We start from the raw sequence: 14,758 nt of genomic DNA on the forward strand, positions 1-14,758 counted from the left end.
ACGCCTCAAGCACCTTGCGATCTTTCCTCGAAAGGTGGACTTCTCTTGCTTCGGGTATCATCCCGACCTTGAATCACGACTCACGTTCCAAGAAAAGTGGGTACTAGGGCGCGGCGGCTGCGGCCGCTGCCGTGGGTGCCGCGCTGACTTCGTGCGTCGTGACGCGTTGCTCGGCCTTCGCCGTGGCTGTGCCGCTGCCCTCGAACCGGGCGCGGTAGACCAGCACGTTCTCAATCACACGCTGGACGTAGTTGCGTGTCTCCGACAGCGGGATGCGCTCGACCCAGTCGACCGGATCGACCTTGGGGTCGCGCGGGTCGCCGCGCGCCTGTATCCATTCGCGCACCCGGCCGCGGCCGGCATTGTAACCCGCGAAGGTCATGATCTGGTCGCCGCGATATTCCGACAGCAGCGCGCTGAGCTCGGCCGCTCCCATCTGCGTGTTGTAGACGGGATCGGACACCATCCTGTCCCAGTCATAGGTCAGGCCAAAGCGCTTTGCGGTATCGCGGCCCGCCTCCGGCGTCACCTGCATGAGGCCGACCGCGTTGGCGGGTGACTTGTCGCGCTGGTCGAATGAGCTTTCGGTGCGCGCCACCGAATAGATCACGCTGGTCTCGATCGCGGGCGCGACTTGCTTGTGCTCGGGAATGCCGATGGTTGGGAAGGCGTAATGGTCCAGCGCTAGCCCGCGGGCCAGCGCCGACTTGCCGACCTGCAGCATCACGCGCGCATCGTTGCGCCGGCCGGCGAGCTCGCCGAGCGCCTCCAGCGCTGCGACGTCGGTGCTCTCCTTGGCAAAATCCTCGGCGTAATAGAACACCATGTCGCGCTCGCCGATGCCGTAGAGCATCTCGGCAGCGCGGACGCGCTCGTCCGCGGGCTGTGTGTCGGCCGCGGCCAGCACGGGCGAGGGCGGGCGCAGCTCGATCCCGTCGAGGCCGAGCCTGGCACGTGCGAGCTGGCCGTAATACGCGGTCGGATAGCGCGCGGCGGCCTGATAGCTCATGCGCGCATCCGTCGTCGCCCCCATCGCCTCGGCCGCGCGGCCGCGCCAGTAATGCGCACGCGACAGCGCGATCGGATTGGCCGAGCCTTCGTCGATCGCGGCGAAGTGCACCATGGCCGCCTTGGGATCATCGAGATAGCGCAGCGCGATCCAGCCGCACATGAAGTGGTAGTCGACGCGATAGACTTCCATCGCGGGCACCGCCGCCGCGCGCACCACGTCGTAGGCGGTCTTGAACTTGCCCTGGTCGAGCAGCTTTCGCGCGAGCAGGCGGCGCTCGCGCCACCAGGCATCGGTGTCCTGGGCCGCCATCATGTCGGGGGCGGCGGCCAGGATCACCTCGGCGGCGTCGTCGATGCGGTCGTTCTGGAGATGCCACTGCGCGCGGCAGAGGACGTAGCCCAGATCGCGGCGTGCTTCGGTCGAGACGTCCTCGAGATAATCCTTGGCCTTGTTGGCCTTGCCGGTGACCGCCGAGCAGGCCTTGACGATCGCGAGCGCATCTTCGCCAAGCCGCTTGGCCGCGCGCCTTGCAGCGGCGTAGTCCTTGGCGCCGAGGCGCTTGTCCATGCGGGCGCGATGATCGTCAGCGGTCAGGAGATCGCGGAACGCCTCGTAGGAATCCTCCTCGCTACGCTCGGACAGTTCGTCCGTGCGCCAGGCCTCGCGCACCAGGCGCGTAGCCCTGTCATTGTCGCCTTCACTCAGGAGCACGCGGGCGAGCGCGAACTTGCCCTTGGCGCTGGTCGGCCGGTCCATCGTGAATTTGTGCACGGTCGCTGCGTCGCTCTTCTCCTGCCACAGCCGCTCTTCGGCGCGGCGGCGGAGCAGGGCGCTGCTCGGCCAGTCCGCGTTGGCGGCGAGGAAGGCGGCGTAGCGCCTGAAAGGTGCCGTGCTCTCGGAATGGCGCAGCATGAACCAGTCGGCGAGCTTCTGTCCGGCCGGGTCGGCAATGCGGTCGCGCGCCGCGCTGGCGTCGTCGGTCTTGCCCTTGCGTGCGAGGTCGATGGCGTCCTTCAGCGCGCCGAGGTCGCCGGTGAGCGGCGGCGGCGCCGGCTTGTCCGAGGGCTCGTCGTCCTTCTTCGACTTGCGCTTGGCGTCGGCATGCTTGCCGTGGCGCGACTTGACCACAGCATGGCGCTGCTTGCCGGCCTTCGCCTCATGCGTCTTCTTCGACGCCGACGATTTGTGACTACTCTTCGCTGCCAGCTCGGTTGGGATCAAGGCCAAAGCGGCCACGGCAATGACACACGCGAGCGAGCGTAGGCACTGGTTCATTCGATGGTCCCCCTGCGAAACCACTACAAACCAAGGTCCGCGACGACATGCGGCTTGAGAATCAAAGACGACACCCAAAACGATGCCACGACATCGTTTCGCAGTCCTCACGCTCCTTCAACAATGCGGCAAAATACCGATGGGAACTCGGGAACTTCCGAAATGGCGGAAAGGGTAGCGTCTTTAACCTCTGTTAACGAATGGGGCTCGCGCGACGGTTGCGCGCGGTCAGGGGCGTCGCAAGGGCCAGATTGCGCGTGTTCCCGCTGCCAAAACCGGTGTATTGAGTTCCCAACCGGTCCTTTCAGCTCTTACCCCCACCGCTCATGCCACTTTTCAACCAGTCGATCAGGCGCAAGATCGTCGGGATCGCCCTCGGATTGATCGTCCTGATGCTGGTCACCTCGATTCTTTCGATGGTGATGTCGAGCCAGGTCGGCGTCCTCCTGGACGAGCTGACCAACCGCTACATCCCGGCCTATGGCGATCTGGCGCGCGCCAATATCCGCTCGCTGGAGCGGTCGGTGGCGCTGCGGCGTATGGTCATGATGAAGATGCAGGAAGCCCCGGACGAGGAGGCGTACGCTGCACGGCTGAAAGAGTTCGAGGAGGCCGACCGCAAGATCGAGGCGGAGACCTCTGACGCGCGCAGCCACATCAACGCGATCATCGACGATACCAGGACGCCCTCGGACAATGCCGCGCTGGCGCGGATCGACACCCGAATCGAGACCGCCGTCACAGAGCTGCGCCAGGGCATGAACGAGGCGCACGCCAAGCTCCTCAAGCAGATCGATGCCAAGCAGATGCCGGAGGCGCGCGGCACGCTGGAGCATCTCGACGCGCTGCGCGACCAGTTCAACCAGAGGATCGACGGCATTCGTGCCGACATGCTCAAGCAGGTCTATGCCTCGACGTCGACCGTGGTCGGTCACCAGCGGAAGGCGATCATCATCTCCGGCATCGTCACCATCCTCGCAGCGGTGGTCGGATTTGCCTTTGCGTTGCTGGTCTCGAGCGGCATCACGCGGCCGGTGCGCCTGCTGCTCGCCGGTACCCGCGAGGTCGAGGCCGGTCGCTTCGACAGGCCCATCACGGTCTCGACCCAGGACGAGATCGGCGAGCTTGCGGCCGCCTTCAACCGCATGACCGAGCAGTTGCGCCATAACGAGCGGATCCGCGAGACCTTTGGCCGCTACATCGATCCCAAGGTGGTGCAGGGGCTGATCGACCGGCCGGAGGTCGCCATCGACGGCCAGCGCCGGGTGATGACCATCATGTTCTGCGACATGAGCGGTTTCACCTCGATGAGCGAGGGCATGACCCCGCGCGGCCTCGTCAAGGTGATGAACCACTATTTCACGGTGATGTCCGGCCCCATCAGGAACCATCGCGGCGTCATCGACAAATACATCGGCGATGCCATCATGGCCTATTGGGGGCCTCCCTTCATCGAGGAGGACGAGCCGGCGCTGCTCGCCTGCTTCGCCGCCATCGACATGGCCGATCAGGTGCCCGTGCTCCAGAAGCAGTTGCCGGACCTGCTCGGCATCCGCGCCATGCCGGCGGCGTGCGACCTGCGGATCGGCATCGCCACCGGCGAAGTCCTGACCGGCAGCATCGGCTCCGAGCTGATGATGAGCTTCACCGTGATGGGCGACGCTGTGAACCTGGCTTCACGGTTGGAGGGCGTCAACAAGATCTACGGCACCCGCATCCTGATCTCGCAAGCCAGTGCGGACGCGATCGGCTCGAGCTGCGAGCTGCGCGAGATCGATCGTCTCGCGGTGGCCGGGCAGAGTGCGCCACAAGCCATTTTCGAGGTGATGAGCAAGGCGCACGGACTCAGCGTCCCGCAGCAGAGCCTGCGCACGCACTATGCAGAAGGCCTTGCCGCCTATCGCGCCCGGCGTTTCGACGAGGCTCGCGCCGCCTTCAACACGGCGCTCGAAGCCGTGCCCGGCGACGGTCCCTCGCGCACGCTGCTCGGCCGCATCGCGCAGTTCGAGGCCAATCCGCCGGACGCCAATTGGGACGGCGCATGGCGGCTGGAGCAGAAATAGCGGTCCTTGCCGGGCCGGCAGCGCCCTTGCCGGAAAAAACGCTTCTACTCGATAACGATGTTCGCAGTGACCTAATTCGCGGGCTTAGGTTAGTCGTCCCTTGAGGCGTTTGATGGGGACACGCCGATGACAGAACTTCAGGACAGGCTGGAACGGTTCGAGACGCTCACCGCCGAATGCGAGCTGATCGCCAAGCTCGCGACCGACAGCACCAAGCGCGAGTTCTATCTGAAACTCTCGGAGCAGTACCGTCAGCTGGCGGTTGATATGCGGAAGGTGATCGCGACCAAGGCTGCGGCCTGACGCCGATTGCAAGCCGTTCTTAATGTTTGGCGCGCATCCTTCGGGATGCGAGCGTCACGATCCATGATTGCTCGCGGTGGGAATGCCGAGGTCCGTTGCTGTGCAGCGTACCTCGCCACGTCGCTTTGCCGCTCCTTACCCGGGCAATCCCATGCGCCTTGTTGCAGTCCTGATTTTCGCGCTCATGACGGCCGCCTGCAATCAGGAGCAGGACATCACCGGCTCGACCCCGGTCTGTGCCATGCGCAACTACAGCTCCTACAATCCCCGCGACATGAACCAGTGCGTTGCCGCCTGCAAGGCGTGCGACCACGGCAACACCGTCACCTGCACCACGTCATGCACCCTCAAGGGCGCGCACTGAGCGGCGGCGCTGCCTGGAGCTGGGGCTGATGGTGCTCGGGCACCGGAACGATTCACATGGGTTCGTCATTGAAAGGGCAGGCAGGACGCGGAGTCCTATGGAATGGGTATGCTCGATCCCGGTCGGTTCCTGGTGTCGTGCTCGCATTGCGATGCATGGCCGATGGCGGCCAACGTCAAACGTTCGAGCTGGTCTTCGTCGCCGCACGAGGTCCGCTTCGTATGCCCGCGCTGTCGCCGCGAGGAGACCGCCATCATCTCGGCCTCTGGTGAGCTGACCCCGATCCGGCGCAGCGACGCCCCGCTGCGCGACGTCACCGCGGCCTGGGCTCAGGCGCAGCGGCCGAGAGGGCGGGCGTAACCCGCCCGTCACAGGACCAAGAGGGCGGGTGTAGTCAGCTCTGCGCAAGGCCTTGCGCGGCCTGTCTTTGGAACCCGGCCTAGGCCCACGCGTTTCCGCTCCGACATCAACGCATCGAGGCCCTACGAATGATCAGCGAGCATTTCGACACCCGCACCCGGATCAACATGAAGCTGGCGCTGGATCGGGTCTGCCGCAATCGCCCGGTCGGCGAGGACCATTGCTTTCGCAGGTCCGTTGCCGAGAACATCATCCGCTGCGCGCTCACGGGCCGCACCGGCATCGGCCAGCTCGTCGATGCCGGCGAGCGGGCAGTGATCAGGACGCGTGCCGAGCGGGAGCCGGCCTGATTGCGCCGGCTCAATCTCCGGTGCGGTGCTTTGCCCGTCATGCAACCGGCCGATTGACTCTCCGCTTGCCCGCCCCCTAGATTGGTCGGTGACGGTTCTCCTCACGGAGATCAAAAGGGAACGTGGTGCGAGGTTTTCCCGATACCGGGATATTCTCAACGCCATGGCTGCCCCCGCAACTGTAAGCGGTGAATCTTTCGTCATATGCCACTGGGAATCTCGGTCCTGGGAAGGCGACGGAAGGTAACGACCCGCGAGCCAGGAGACCTGCCGTCAGCCGTGGTCACACGCGAAAATGTCGGTCGGGGAGTACAGACATTAGCTTCACCGGAGCAATCGAACGCTCCGCCGTGAAACCTCGTTCGCTGTGACGTGCCACTGACGTCATACCGAGGTTACAAGAGTGTCCCGTATTGTCTTTGCCGCCAGGCGCTTCCGCGCCGGCGTTGTCGCGTTCGTTTCCCTGTATTCGCTCGATCCGTCCATTGCCCAGGCCCAGCAGTCGGCATCGCCCGATCTGCTGCCGCCGGTCGAGGTCGCGCCGACCGAGCGTCCGGCCAAGCCGCAAGTCGCGCGGCCTGTGCCCGACCAGCCCGAGCGGCGGCGCGTCGCTCGATTGCCGAAGCCCGAGCTGGCGCCGGCGTCGCCCCCGGTTGCCGGGGTATCCGCGGCCAACCTGTTTCCGACGGTCGTCGTCAGTCCGACGGGCGTTGTCACTCCGACCAATCTGGTTGCGAGCTCGGTGACGGTTCTGACCGCCAGAGACATGGAGCGTGATCAGCGCCGGACCGCATCCGATGCAGTGAGCGCCGTTCCAGGCCTCAACCTCGTGCAGACCGGCGGTCCCGGCGGACAGACATCGATCTTCACACGCGGAACGAACTCTAATCACACCAAGGTTTTGATCGACGGCATCGACGTCAGCGATCCTAGCAACCCGAACCGCTCGTTCGATTTCGGCCAGCTGCTCACCTCCGACATTCAGCAGATCGAAGTCCTGCGTGGTCCGCAGAGCGGTCTCTACGGCGCAGATGCGCTGGGTGGCGTGATCTCCATCGTGACGAAGAAGGGCGACGGTCCCGCCCGCGCGACCGGCTCGATCGAGGGAGGCTCGTTCGGAACGTTCAACCAGACGGCAGGTCTGAGCGGTTCACAGGACCACTTCAACTATGCCTTCAACGTTGCGCATTTCCACGCGAACGACGTGCCGGTGACGCCGCTCGAATTGCTGCCGCCGGGTCAGAAGGCGATCGGCAACTACTACGACAATATGACCTATTCCACGAAGCTTGGCGCCGAATTGAGCGAAAACCTGACGCTCAATGGGGTGGCGCGGTACACTGACGCCACCCTGCGCTTTACCGGAGACACCTTCGATCCCGTCACATTCGCGAGCTTTCCCGCGGCCGCGCAAAGCACGCAGACGGTGCACCAGCTCTTCACGCGCGGGGAGGCGGTCTGGTCCGCTCTCGACGACCGGATGAAGAGCTATTTCGGCGTCAACTACACCAATCACTGGAACTACAACATCTCGCCCGGCAACGCGATGGCCACGATCACGACCGGCGATCGCGTCAGGTATGATTGGCACACCACGACCCAGCTCGCGCCCAACAACAATGTCATCATTGGCGCGGAGCATGAGATCGAAACACTGCAAACGGCGACGGTCTCGGCGCAGAACGTCAACAAGGCCGGATATATGGAGCTGCAGTCCCAGTTCCGGGATCGCGTCTTCTTCACGGCCAACGTCCGGCAGGACGACAACGAACGGTTTGGAGACCATCCGACCTTTCGTCTGGCGTCTGCCGTGATCGTGCCGGTCACGGATACGAAGTTCAAGGGAAGCTACGGCACGGGGTTCAAGGCGCCGACGCTCAACCAGCTTTACGTCAGCTTTCCCGCGTTCTTCTTCTTTGCAAATCCCAACCTCAGGCCCGAGGAAAGCGTCGGATACGACGCCGGCTTCGAGCAACCCTTGTTTTGCGATCGCGTTCGCTTCGGGTCGACCTACTTCCGCAACAACATCACGGACCTGATCCAGAGCACGTTCGATCCCGTGACATTCACGAGCACCAACACCAATATCGGCAAGGCGATCACGGAGGGTACGGAGAGCTTCGTCGCGGCGGCGATCACCGACCGGCTTCGCGTTCGTGCCGACTACACTTTTACCCGCGCGGTGGATGCGACGACGGGACTGGAGCTGCTGAGGCGTCCGAAGGAGAAGTGGAGCGCAAATGTCATCTGGAATCCGATCGACCCGCTCACATTGTCCGCAACAGTGTTGCACGTCGGGAGTTTCGTCGATGGCAACCGTGACTTCAGCATTCCGCGTCTGCTGGCTCCGGCCTACACCGTCGTCAACGTGGCGGCCGAATATCTGGTCACCGACCAGGTGAAGGTGTTTGGCCGGGTCGATAATCTCGCCAATGTGCACTATCAAAATCCGACCGGCTTTCTGCAGCCGGGACTGGGCGTCAATGGCGGCATTCGCCTGGCGAATTACGACGTCAGATAGTGAGAGAAGCCTCATGACAACGGCCGATCCGCTCATGGACCTGATCGCAAGCCGGCTTGCCGACGCTGAGGCCGGCTGGAGCGTCGGCACGTTCGGTGCCATTGCCGAGTTCACGCGCGAGCCCAATGAGGCCTTCGATATGGAGCAGTCGCGCAACGGGATCAGCGTCGTGACGCAGAAGGGTGGGATACGCGTTGTCTCCCACCCGGATCTGCGCCTGATCGCATCGGAATCGCCGACCACGGAGAGCTGGAGCCACCGCATCGCGCTGTGTCTTCCTCATGAAGCCAGCGCCATGAGTGGTCGTACCGTGCTGACCGAGCTCGGTCCGGATATCGAGGCGCTCCTGACAAGGGATCGCAGCGGCATCCTCTTCGACCTTGGCCTCGGGACGTTGCAGATCGACGCCTACATCCGCGTCAGCGATGCCGATGCCGTCGCCGCACTCAGGAGCCGCACGGGCCAATCCGTGTTCTCGCCCGAAAGCGATGCCATGCGAATCATTCTGGCCGCCAATCCGCACCGCGTCTTCATCAGCCGCATCGGGCGCGCCGAGGTATTCCAGCCGATCCCGCCGCCGGGCGGGCGAAGCCCTGACGGCCCGCACACCCACGTCCTGCCAAAGCTGCTCGCGCATGGCCGCACCCATGCCGCCACCGAGCCGCTGCCTGAGGGGTGGATCCCCTGCGCGCATCTCTATCCGGCCCATCCGCTGCGCGATCAATTTGGCGGCAAGCGCGCTTTCCGGCCGGATCATCACGCAGCCTTCCAGGCGCTGCTCGAACTCTATGGGCTGCCGGAGCTAACCGCGTGCAAGAGGGCCGTGATCGACGCGGTCGCGAAGGAGCGGGGACCTGAGACGGTGATGCTTCCATCCGATCGCACGGCGCGCGCCACCGTTCGCGTGGCCTTGCGCCAATTGGCGGCCATCGAACCGCACGCCGCGACAGTCGCCGCCTGGCTTGCCGTCGACCGGCGCGATCCAGCCGAGACCGAAGATCCCATGGAGGCTCTTCACTGAGTCAGACGTGATGCCGCGTTCCAGCAAAATGTGCTACAAATCCCACAAGGAGATCGTTCCATGACTGTCACCATCCTGCCGCCCCACGCCGACCGTTTCCGCCTTCATCCGGTCACCTCGCGCCTTGCGCCGATGTTCTGCTTCGCGTTGCTGACTGTGTCATGCGCGCTCGCGAGCTTCGCGCTTGCCTGCGCGACGCCGTTTGCGGCGTTCGCCGTCGTCGCCGCCGCGATGCTGCCGATGCGTCCGGCGCTGCTCGTCGTCACCGGCGCCTGGCTCGTAAACCAGACCATCGGCTTCGGCGTGCTGCATTATCCCATCGATGGCAGCACCATCGCCTGGGGCTTTGTCATCGGTGCGGCCGCGCTACTGTCGACGGCAGCGGCATCGACCGTTCTCCGCCTGCTGCCGCAGGGCCGCACGCCGCTGATGTTGGCCATCGCGCTCGTCGCCGCCTACGCCGCCTATGAACTCGCGCTGCTCGCCGCGACGCCGTTCCTTGGCGGAGAGGGCGCGTTCACTGCGGCCATCGTGACGCGCATCGGGCTGACCAGCGCCGTCTGGCTCGCCGGCCTCGTCGCCGCCTGCGAGATCGTCCGCCTGGTCGATCCGTTCGGGCGCAAGGGCGCAATGTCGGCCTGAGTGGCTGACTGGTAGCCCGGATGGAGCGAAGCGAAATCCGGGGCCGCCCGCCCGGCATGCGCAGCTTTCCCGGATTGCGCTGCGCTCCATCCGGGCTACGAGAAGTGAGGCCCGCGCGGCTCAAGCGCGTAGAACAGCAGCATCGCGCTGACCGACAGCAGTCCGAAGATCGTCAGCGCATCCATCAGCCCGCCGGCGGTTTCGGCTTCTTGGCGACCCCGAGCGCGTGAAAGACGGCGGGCTCCATCACCGGCCACAGCGCGGCCGTCGCGGTCAGGACGGTTGCCACGCACATCGCGGCCAGCAACGACGATCGGATTTTCAGGCCTGATGTCCGCGATTGCCACACGATCCAGCCCCATGCGCAGAGCACGATTGCGATCGACAACTTCGTCATCAGGCCGTGCGCGTGATCGAGCGCGGCGATCAGGCTTCCGGCGCTGGCGAGCACGACAGCGGGCAATGTGAAGGGCAGCACACAGCACGCCGTGCAGGCCGCAGCGGCGACCGCAGTCGCAACCGCCGTGCCTGCGGCCTTGCCGCCGCTTGGCTCTGCCTTCGCCGCGCAGCCGCATCCCGGCGAGGTCTCGGACGGAAGATTGCAGGACGGTCCAATAACGCTCATGTGATTCTCCTCATGCTTGTGCGTCGCGGACCCGATCGCTACGCCCTCAAGCCACTTGAGGTTCAAGCGATAAGTGAGAGCTTCCATGCGAATTGGCGTCCTCGCCAAAGCGGCCGGCGTCTCGGTCCCCACCATCCGCTATTATGAGAGCGTCGGCCTGTTGATGCGGCCGGCACGGCAAGGCGGCCAGCGCGTCTATGGCGAACAGGCTCTCGGTGCGATCCGCCTCATCAGGCACTGTCGCAATCTCGATTTCTCGATCGACGAGACGCGTGAACTCCTCGCGTCGGTGCAGCGATGCGGGCCGTGCATTGAAACGAGGACCTTTGCGGAGAAGCACCTCGGTGCGATCAGGACGAAAATTGCGGAGCTGCGTGTGCTGGAAGCGACGGTGGCGTCGCTGGTGAGCGGCTGCGAGGCGACATGCAGCGGCAGCGTCGCGCCGGACTGTGTGATCTTGCAGTCGGGCCGTGGGTCACACAGCGCGCCAAGCTGAAGAGCGCTCCAGGATTGAACCGGACTCGCATTCGCTTTCGCCGAGGTCGAGAACCCGTTCCCGTGGATGTCCGAGGCAATGGATATGAAGAAGGAGAAGAACTTCTTCGAGACTCGCGTCATCGAATACCAGAATGGTGGTGCGCTGACTTGGGAATAGCACCGATCATGGCTATGCCGCGGGCGTGCCTCCTGTGCTTAAACGGTGGCACGCGTACGACTGCAGGGGGATGAGGTGGAGATCCGACGCGACGATCCGACGGCGCCCTATGTCGCCGACTTGTTGGCACATCATCTTGAGGAGCTGCGCAGCGTCATGGCCGAGCGCGCCTTCGCTCTCGATGCCACCGGCCTTTCGGCTGCCACCGTAACCTTCTGGACGGCTTGGCAGGACGATGTCCTGCTCGGGTTCGGTGCGCTGAAGGAGCTGGATCATACGCATGGCGAGGTGAAGTCGATGCGTGCCGCTCCCGCTGCACGGGGCACCGGGGTAGGGCGCGCACTGCTGAGCCATATCATCGCTGAGGCCCGCAGGCGGGGTTACGTGCACCTCAGCCTGGAGACCGGCACGGTAGCCCTGCACGCGCCCGCCATCTCGCTCTACCGCAGCGCCGGTTTTGTCACCTGCGCGCCGTTCGCCGACTATGAGGCAAGCCCGCACAACCAGTTCATGCGGCTCGACCTGACGGATTGAACTGGGCGCTTCGCGTTCATCACTCCCGCCTCAGGATGACGGGGTTGGTGCTGCGGGCCGCCGCGACTCAGGTGAGGCACACTCCGTTCCTGCGACCCGCGCTTGGGCGCGACGGGACAGATTTGAAATCTCAAGTTGTGGATTGTCATAATCACGAGGGTATCGCGGTAAGCCAACCCGTGTCTTCCCGGTAACGATTGTGCTGTCCCTGCAACACTCATCTTGGATTAAACCCTTATCTCCGTCCGTTCGCATCAGCGCCGCTTTTTAGCCACACCCGAACATGAATAAAATCGCTCTAAAGTTTGAAGGGCATCGGCGGTCTTCGAAGGACGGAAAATCCCAAGGTCGATTCAAATCTTGGCTCTGATTTTTCGGGTCTTAAAGGGTTGGCCGGGGAAACTGGTTTGCGATGGACGCAAAGACCGACATCAAGCAGAGGCTGCCGAGCCGTCACGTGACGGAAGGCCCGACGCGCGCGCCGCACCGGTCCTACTTCTACGCCATGGGTCTGACCACCGAGCAGATCCACCAGCCCTTCGTCGGCGTCGCCTCCTGCTGGAACGAGGCCGCCCCCTGCAACATCTCCCTGATGCGCCAGGCCCAGGCGGTGAAGAAGGGCGTCGCGTCGGCAGGCGGCACCCCCCGTGAATTCTGCACCATCACCGTCACGGACGGCATCGCCATGGGCCATGACGGCATGCGCTCGTCGCTGCCGTCGCGCGAGTGCATCGCCGATTCCGTCGAGCTGACCGTGCGCGGCCACGCCTATGATGCGCTCGTGGGCCTTGCCGGTTGCGACAAGTCGCTGCCGGGCATGATGATGGCGATGGTCCGTCTCAACGTACCCTCGATCTTCATCTACGGCGGCTCGATCCTGCCCGGCAATTTCCGCGGACAGCAGGTCACCGTGCAGGACATGTTCGAGGCGGTCGGCAAGCACTCGGTCGGCGCCATGTCGGACGAGGACCTCGACGAGATCGAGCGCGTGGCGTGCCCCTCGGCGGGCGCCTGCGGCGCGCAGTTCACCGCCAACACCATGGCGACCGTCTCCGAGGCGATCGGCCTGGCGCTGCCGTACTCGGCCGGCGCCCCGGCACCCTATGAAATCCGCGACGCTTTCTGCATGACCGCGGGCGAGAAGGTCATGGACCTGATCGCCTCCAACCTCCGGCCGCGCGACATCGTCACACGGAAGGCGCTGGAGAACGCCGCCGCCGTGGTCGCGGCGTCCGGCGGCTCGACCAATGCTGCGCTGCACCTGCCGGCAATCGCGCATGAGTGCGGCATCAAGTTCGACCTGTTCGACGTCGCCGAAATCTTCAAAAAGACACCATATGTCGCGGATTTGAAGCCGGGTGGCCGTTATGTCGCCAAAGACATGTTTGAAGTAGGTGGCATACCGCTTCTGATGAAGACGCTGCTCGACAACGGATTTCTCCACGGCGACTGCATTACGGTCACCGGTCGAACGATCGCCGAAAACCTCAAAAGCGTTAAGTGGAATCCGCACCAGGATGTGGTGCACCCGGCAGACAAGCCGATCACCGTCACCGGTGGTGTGGTTGGTCTGAAGGGCAATCTGGCGCCAGAAGGTGCGATCGTGAAAGTCGCGGGAATGTCTAACCTGAGGTTCACCGGTCCGGCGCGATGCTTCGACCGGGAGGAGGACGCCTTCGAGGCCGTCCAGAACCGCACCTACAGGGAAGGCGAAGTCATCGTGATCCGCTACGAGGGCCCCAAGGGCGGTCCCGGCATGCGGGAAATGCTCCAGACCACCGCTGCGCTGACCGGCCAGGGCATGGGCGGCAAGATCGCGCTCATCACCGACGGCCGCTTCTCCGGCGCCACCCGCGGCTTCTGCATCGGCCATGTCGGGCCGGAAGCCGCCATCGGCGGCCCGATCGGGCTGCTCGAGGATGGCGACATCATCGAGATCGATGCGGTCGCAGGTACCCTTAACGTAAAATTGAGCGACCAAGAGCTCGCCCAGCGCAAAACCAAATGGAGCGCTCGCGCGACTAACCACACGTCCGGTGCGCTCTGGAAGTATGCTCAGCAGGTTGGACCAGCGGTCGGTGGGGCAGTAACCCATCCGGGCGGCGCGCACGAGAAACAGTGCTATGCGGATATCTAGGCGTGCCATAGTTGCGTTTGTGTTGGGGGCCGGAGCGCTGGCCGCGCCGGCGCTCGCCTTTGACGGCTCGGCCAGCGAGGATGCGGCCCTCCCGGTCGTAACCGCCTTGCCGGGCGCCGCGGGTGCCGTGCGCAGCAAGGTGGCGGCACCGGCGACCACGCCCCAGGAAACCTCGCTCAGCGCCCTGCAATATGCCGCCGAAGGCGGTCATCCCGGCGCTCAGTTCAAGCTCGGCCGCATGTATGCCAATGGCGACGGCGTCGCCCAGGACGATGTGCGCGCCTTCGAATATTTCAGCCGCATCGCCAATGCGCATGCCGAGGACAGCCCGTCGGCGCCGCAGGCGCAGGTCGTGGCCAACGCCTTCGTCGCGCTCGGTCGCTACTATCTGAGCGGTATCCCGAACTCGAAGATCAAGTCGGATCCGGACCGGGCGCGGGAGATGTTCTCCTATGCGGCCTCCTATTTCGGCAATGCGGATGCGCAGTACGATCTCGCCCGGCTGTATCTGAAGACCCCGGACGCTTCGCGCGAGGATTTCCGCTATGGCGCGCGCTGGCTCGGCCTTGCCGCCCAGAAGGGCCAGCACGAGGCGCAGGCGCTGCTCGGCCAGATGCTGTTCAATGGCGACCGCCTGCCGCGGCAGGCCGCGCGCGGCCTGATGTGGCTGACGCTGGCGCGTGACAGCGCCGGTATCGAGGAAACCTGGATCAAGGAAAGCTACAATCGCGCTTTCGCCAAGGCCTCCGACGACGACCGCGCCATGTGCCTGCAAATGCTGGAACAGTGGGTGCAGGGCGTTCAGGGCCGCCGGTAGTAGGTACTACCCCCGCCGGGTAAGGTTAGCCCGCGGCTGCGCAAAGCGCAGTCCGCCGGCGCCATCCTCCAGGCATCGG

Annotated in this window: 14 protein-coding genes and 1 riboswitch; of the genes, 12 read left to right on the forward strand and 2 right to left on the reverse strand. The window is 64.5% G+C overall.

Annotated features, from left to right (window positions below; genetic code table 11):
* Positions 1-103: 103 nt before the first annotated feature.
* Positions 104-2,287 (reverse strand): lytic transglycosylase domain-containing protein, encoded by a 2,184-nt coding sequence (locus QJT78_RS36415; RefSeq protein WP_281460451.1) that lies wholly within the window; start codon positions 2,285-2,287, stop codon positions 104-106.
* A 326-nt stretch (positions 2,288-2,613) separates the two neighbouring features.
* Here QJT78_RS36415 and QJT78_RS36420 point away from each other — a divergent pair, with 326 nt between their 5' ends.
* From QJT78_RS36420 to QJT78_RS36455, 8 genes are all read left to right on the forward strand, one after another.
* Positions 2,614-4,350 (forward strand): adenylate/guanylate cyclase domain-containing protein, encoded by a 1,737-nt coding sequence (locus QJT78_RS36420; RefSeq protein ID WP_028149583.1) that lies wholly within the window; start codon positions 2,614-2,616, stop codon positions 4,348-4,350.
* A 126-nt stretch (positions 4,351-4,476) separates the two neighbouring features.
* Positions 4,477-4,653: a hypothetical protein gene (locus tag QJT78_RS36425; protein WP_014495028.1), complete on the forward strand. Its 177-nt coding sequence runs from the start codon at positions 4,477-4,479 to the stop codon at positions 4,651-4,653.
* Between the two features lie 151 nt (positions 4,654-4,804).
* Positions 4,805-5,017, forward strand: a complete 213-nt coding sequence (locus QJT78_RS36430; RefSeq protein ID WP_014495029.1) for a hypothetical protein — start codon at positions 4,805-4,807, stop codon at positions 5,015-5,017.
* 102 nt (positions 5,018-5,119) lie between these two features.
* Entirely contained in the window at positions 5,120-5,377 is a 258-nt protein-coding gene (locus QJT78_RS36435; protein WP_028149582.1) for a hypothetical protein, read from the forward strand.
* A 128-nt stretch (positions 5,378-5,505) separates the two neighbouring features.
* Positions 5,506-5,727, forward strand: coding sequence for a hypothetical protein (locus tag QJT78_RS36440; RefSeq protein ID WP_028149581.1), 222 nt, complete (start codon positions 5,506-5,508; stop codon positions 5,725-5,727).
* A gap of 75 nt (positions 5,728-5,802) precedes the next feature.
* Positions 5,803-6,017, forward strand: a riboswitch (cobalamin riboswitch).
* A 113-nt stretch (positions 6,018-6,130) separates the two neighbouring features.
* A complete protein-coding gene (locus QJT78_RS36445; RefSeq protein WP_028152448.1) occupies positions 6,131-8,248 on the forward strand; it encodes a TonB-dependent receptor in 2,118 nt (705 codons plus the stop codon).
* A gap of 13 nt (positions 8,249-8,261) precedes the next feature.
* The gene (locus QJT78_RS36450) at positions 8,262-9,269 is read left to right on the forward strand and encodes a hypothetical protein (RefSeq protein WP_028152449.1); all 1,008 of its coding nucleotides are present in this window, start codon (positions 8,262-8,264) and stop codon (positions 9,267-9,269) included.
* A gap of 60 nt (positions 9,270-9,329) precedes the next feature.
* Positions 9,330-9,911, forward strand: a complete 582-nt coding sequence (locus QJT78_RS36455) for a hypothetical protein (RefSeq protein WP_028152450.1) — start codon at positions 9,330-9,332, stop codon at positions 9,909-9,911.
* 184 nt (positions 9,912-10,095) lie between these two features.
* On the opposite strand, the gene QJT78_RS36460 is transcribed toward QJT78_RS36455, so the two are convergent.
* The gene (locus tag QJT78_RS36460) at positions 10,096-10,536 is read right to left on the reverse strand and encodes a hypothetical protein (protein WP_155258016.1); all 441 of its coding nucleotides are present in this window, start codon (positions 10,534-10,536) and stop codon (positions 10,096-10,098) included.
* Between the two features lie 85 nt (positions 10,537-10,621).
* Here QJT78_RS36460 and QJT78_RS36465 point away from each other — a divergent pair, with 85 nt between their 5' ends.
* The 4 genes from QJT78_RS36465 to QJT78_RS36480 all read left to right on the forward strand — a co-directional run bounded on the left by QJT78_RS36465 (position 10,622) and on the right by QJT78_RS36480 (position 14,679).
* Positions 10,622-11,032 carry a MerR family transcriptional regulator gene (locus QJT78_RS36465; RefSeq protein ID WP_038944487.1) on the forward strand — a complete coding sequence of 137 codons (411 nt, stop codon included), beginning with the start codon at positions 10,622-10,624 and terminating at the stop codon, positions 11,030-11,032.
* Positions 11,033-11,266: 234 nt separating this feature from the next.
* Positions 11,267-11,725, forward strand: a complete 459-nt coding sequence (locus QJT78_RS36470) for a GNAT family N-acetyltransferase (protein ID WP_038944488.1) — start codon at positions 11,267-11,269, stop codon at positions 11,723-11,725.
* Between the two features lie 412 nt (positions 11,726-12,137).
* Positions 12,138-13,862 (forward strand): dihydroxy-acid dehydratase, encoded by a 1,725-nt coding sequence (gene ilvD, locus QJT78_RS36475; protein WP_038976266.1) that lies wholly within the window; start codon positions 12,138-12,140, stop codon positions 13,860-13,862.
* Positions 13,849-14,679, forward strand: coding sequence for a tetratricopeptide repeat protein (locus QJT78_RS36480; RefSeq protein WP_038953111.1), 831 nt, complete (start codon positions 13,849-13,851; stop codon positions 14,677-14,679). Before ilvD ends, QJT78_RS36480 begins: the two co-directional genes overlap by 14 nt.
* Positions 14,680-14,758: the final 79 nt, after the last annotated feature.

It is taken from the genome of Bradyrhizobium sp. Mp27, from assembly GCF_029953005.1.
GTDB lineage: Bacteria > Pseudomonadota > Alphaproteobacteria > Rhizobiales > Xanthobacteraceae > Bradyrhizobium > Bradyrhizobium barranii.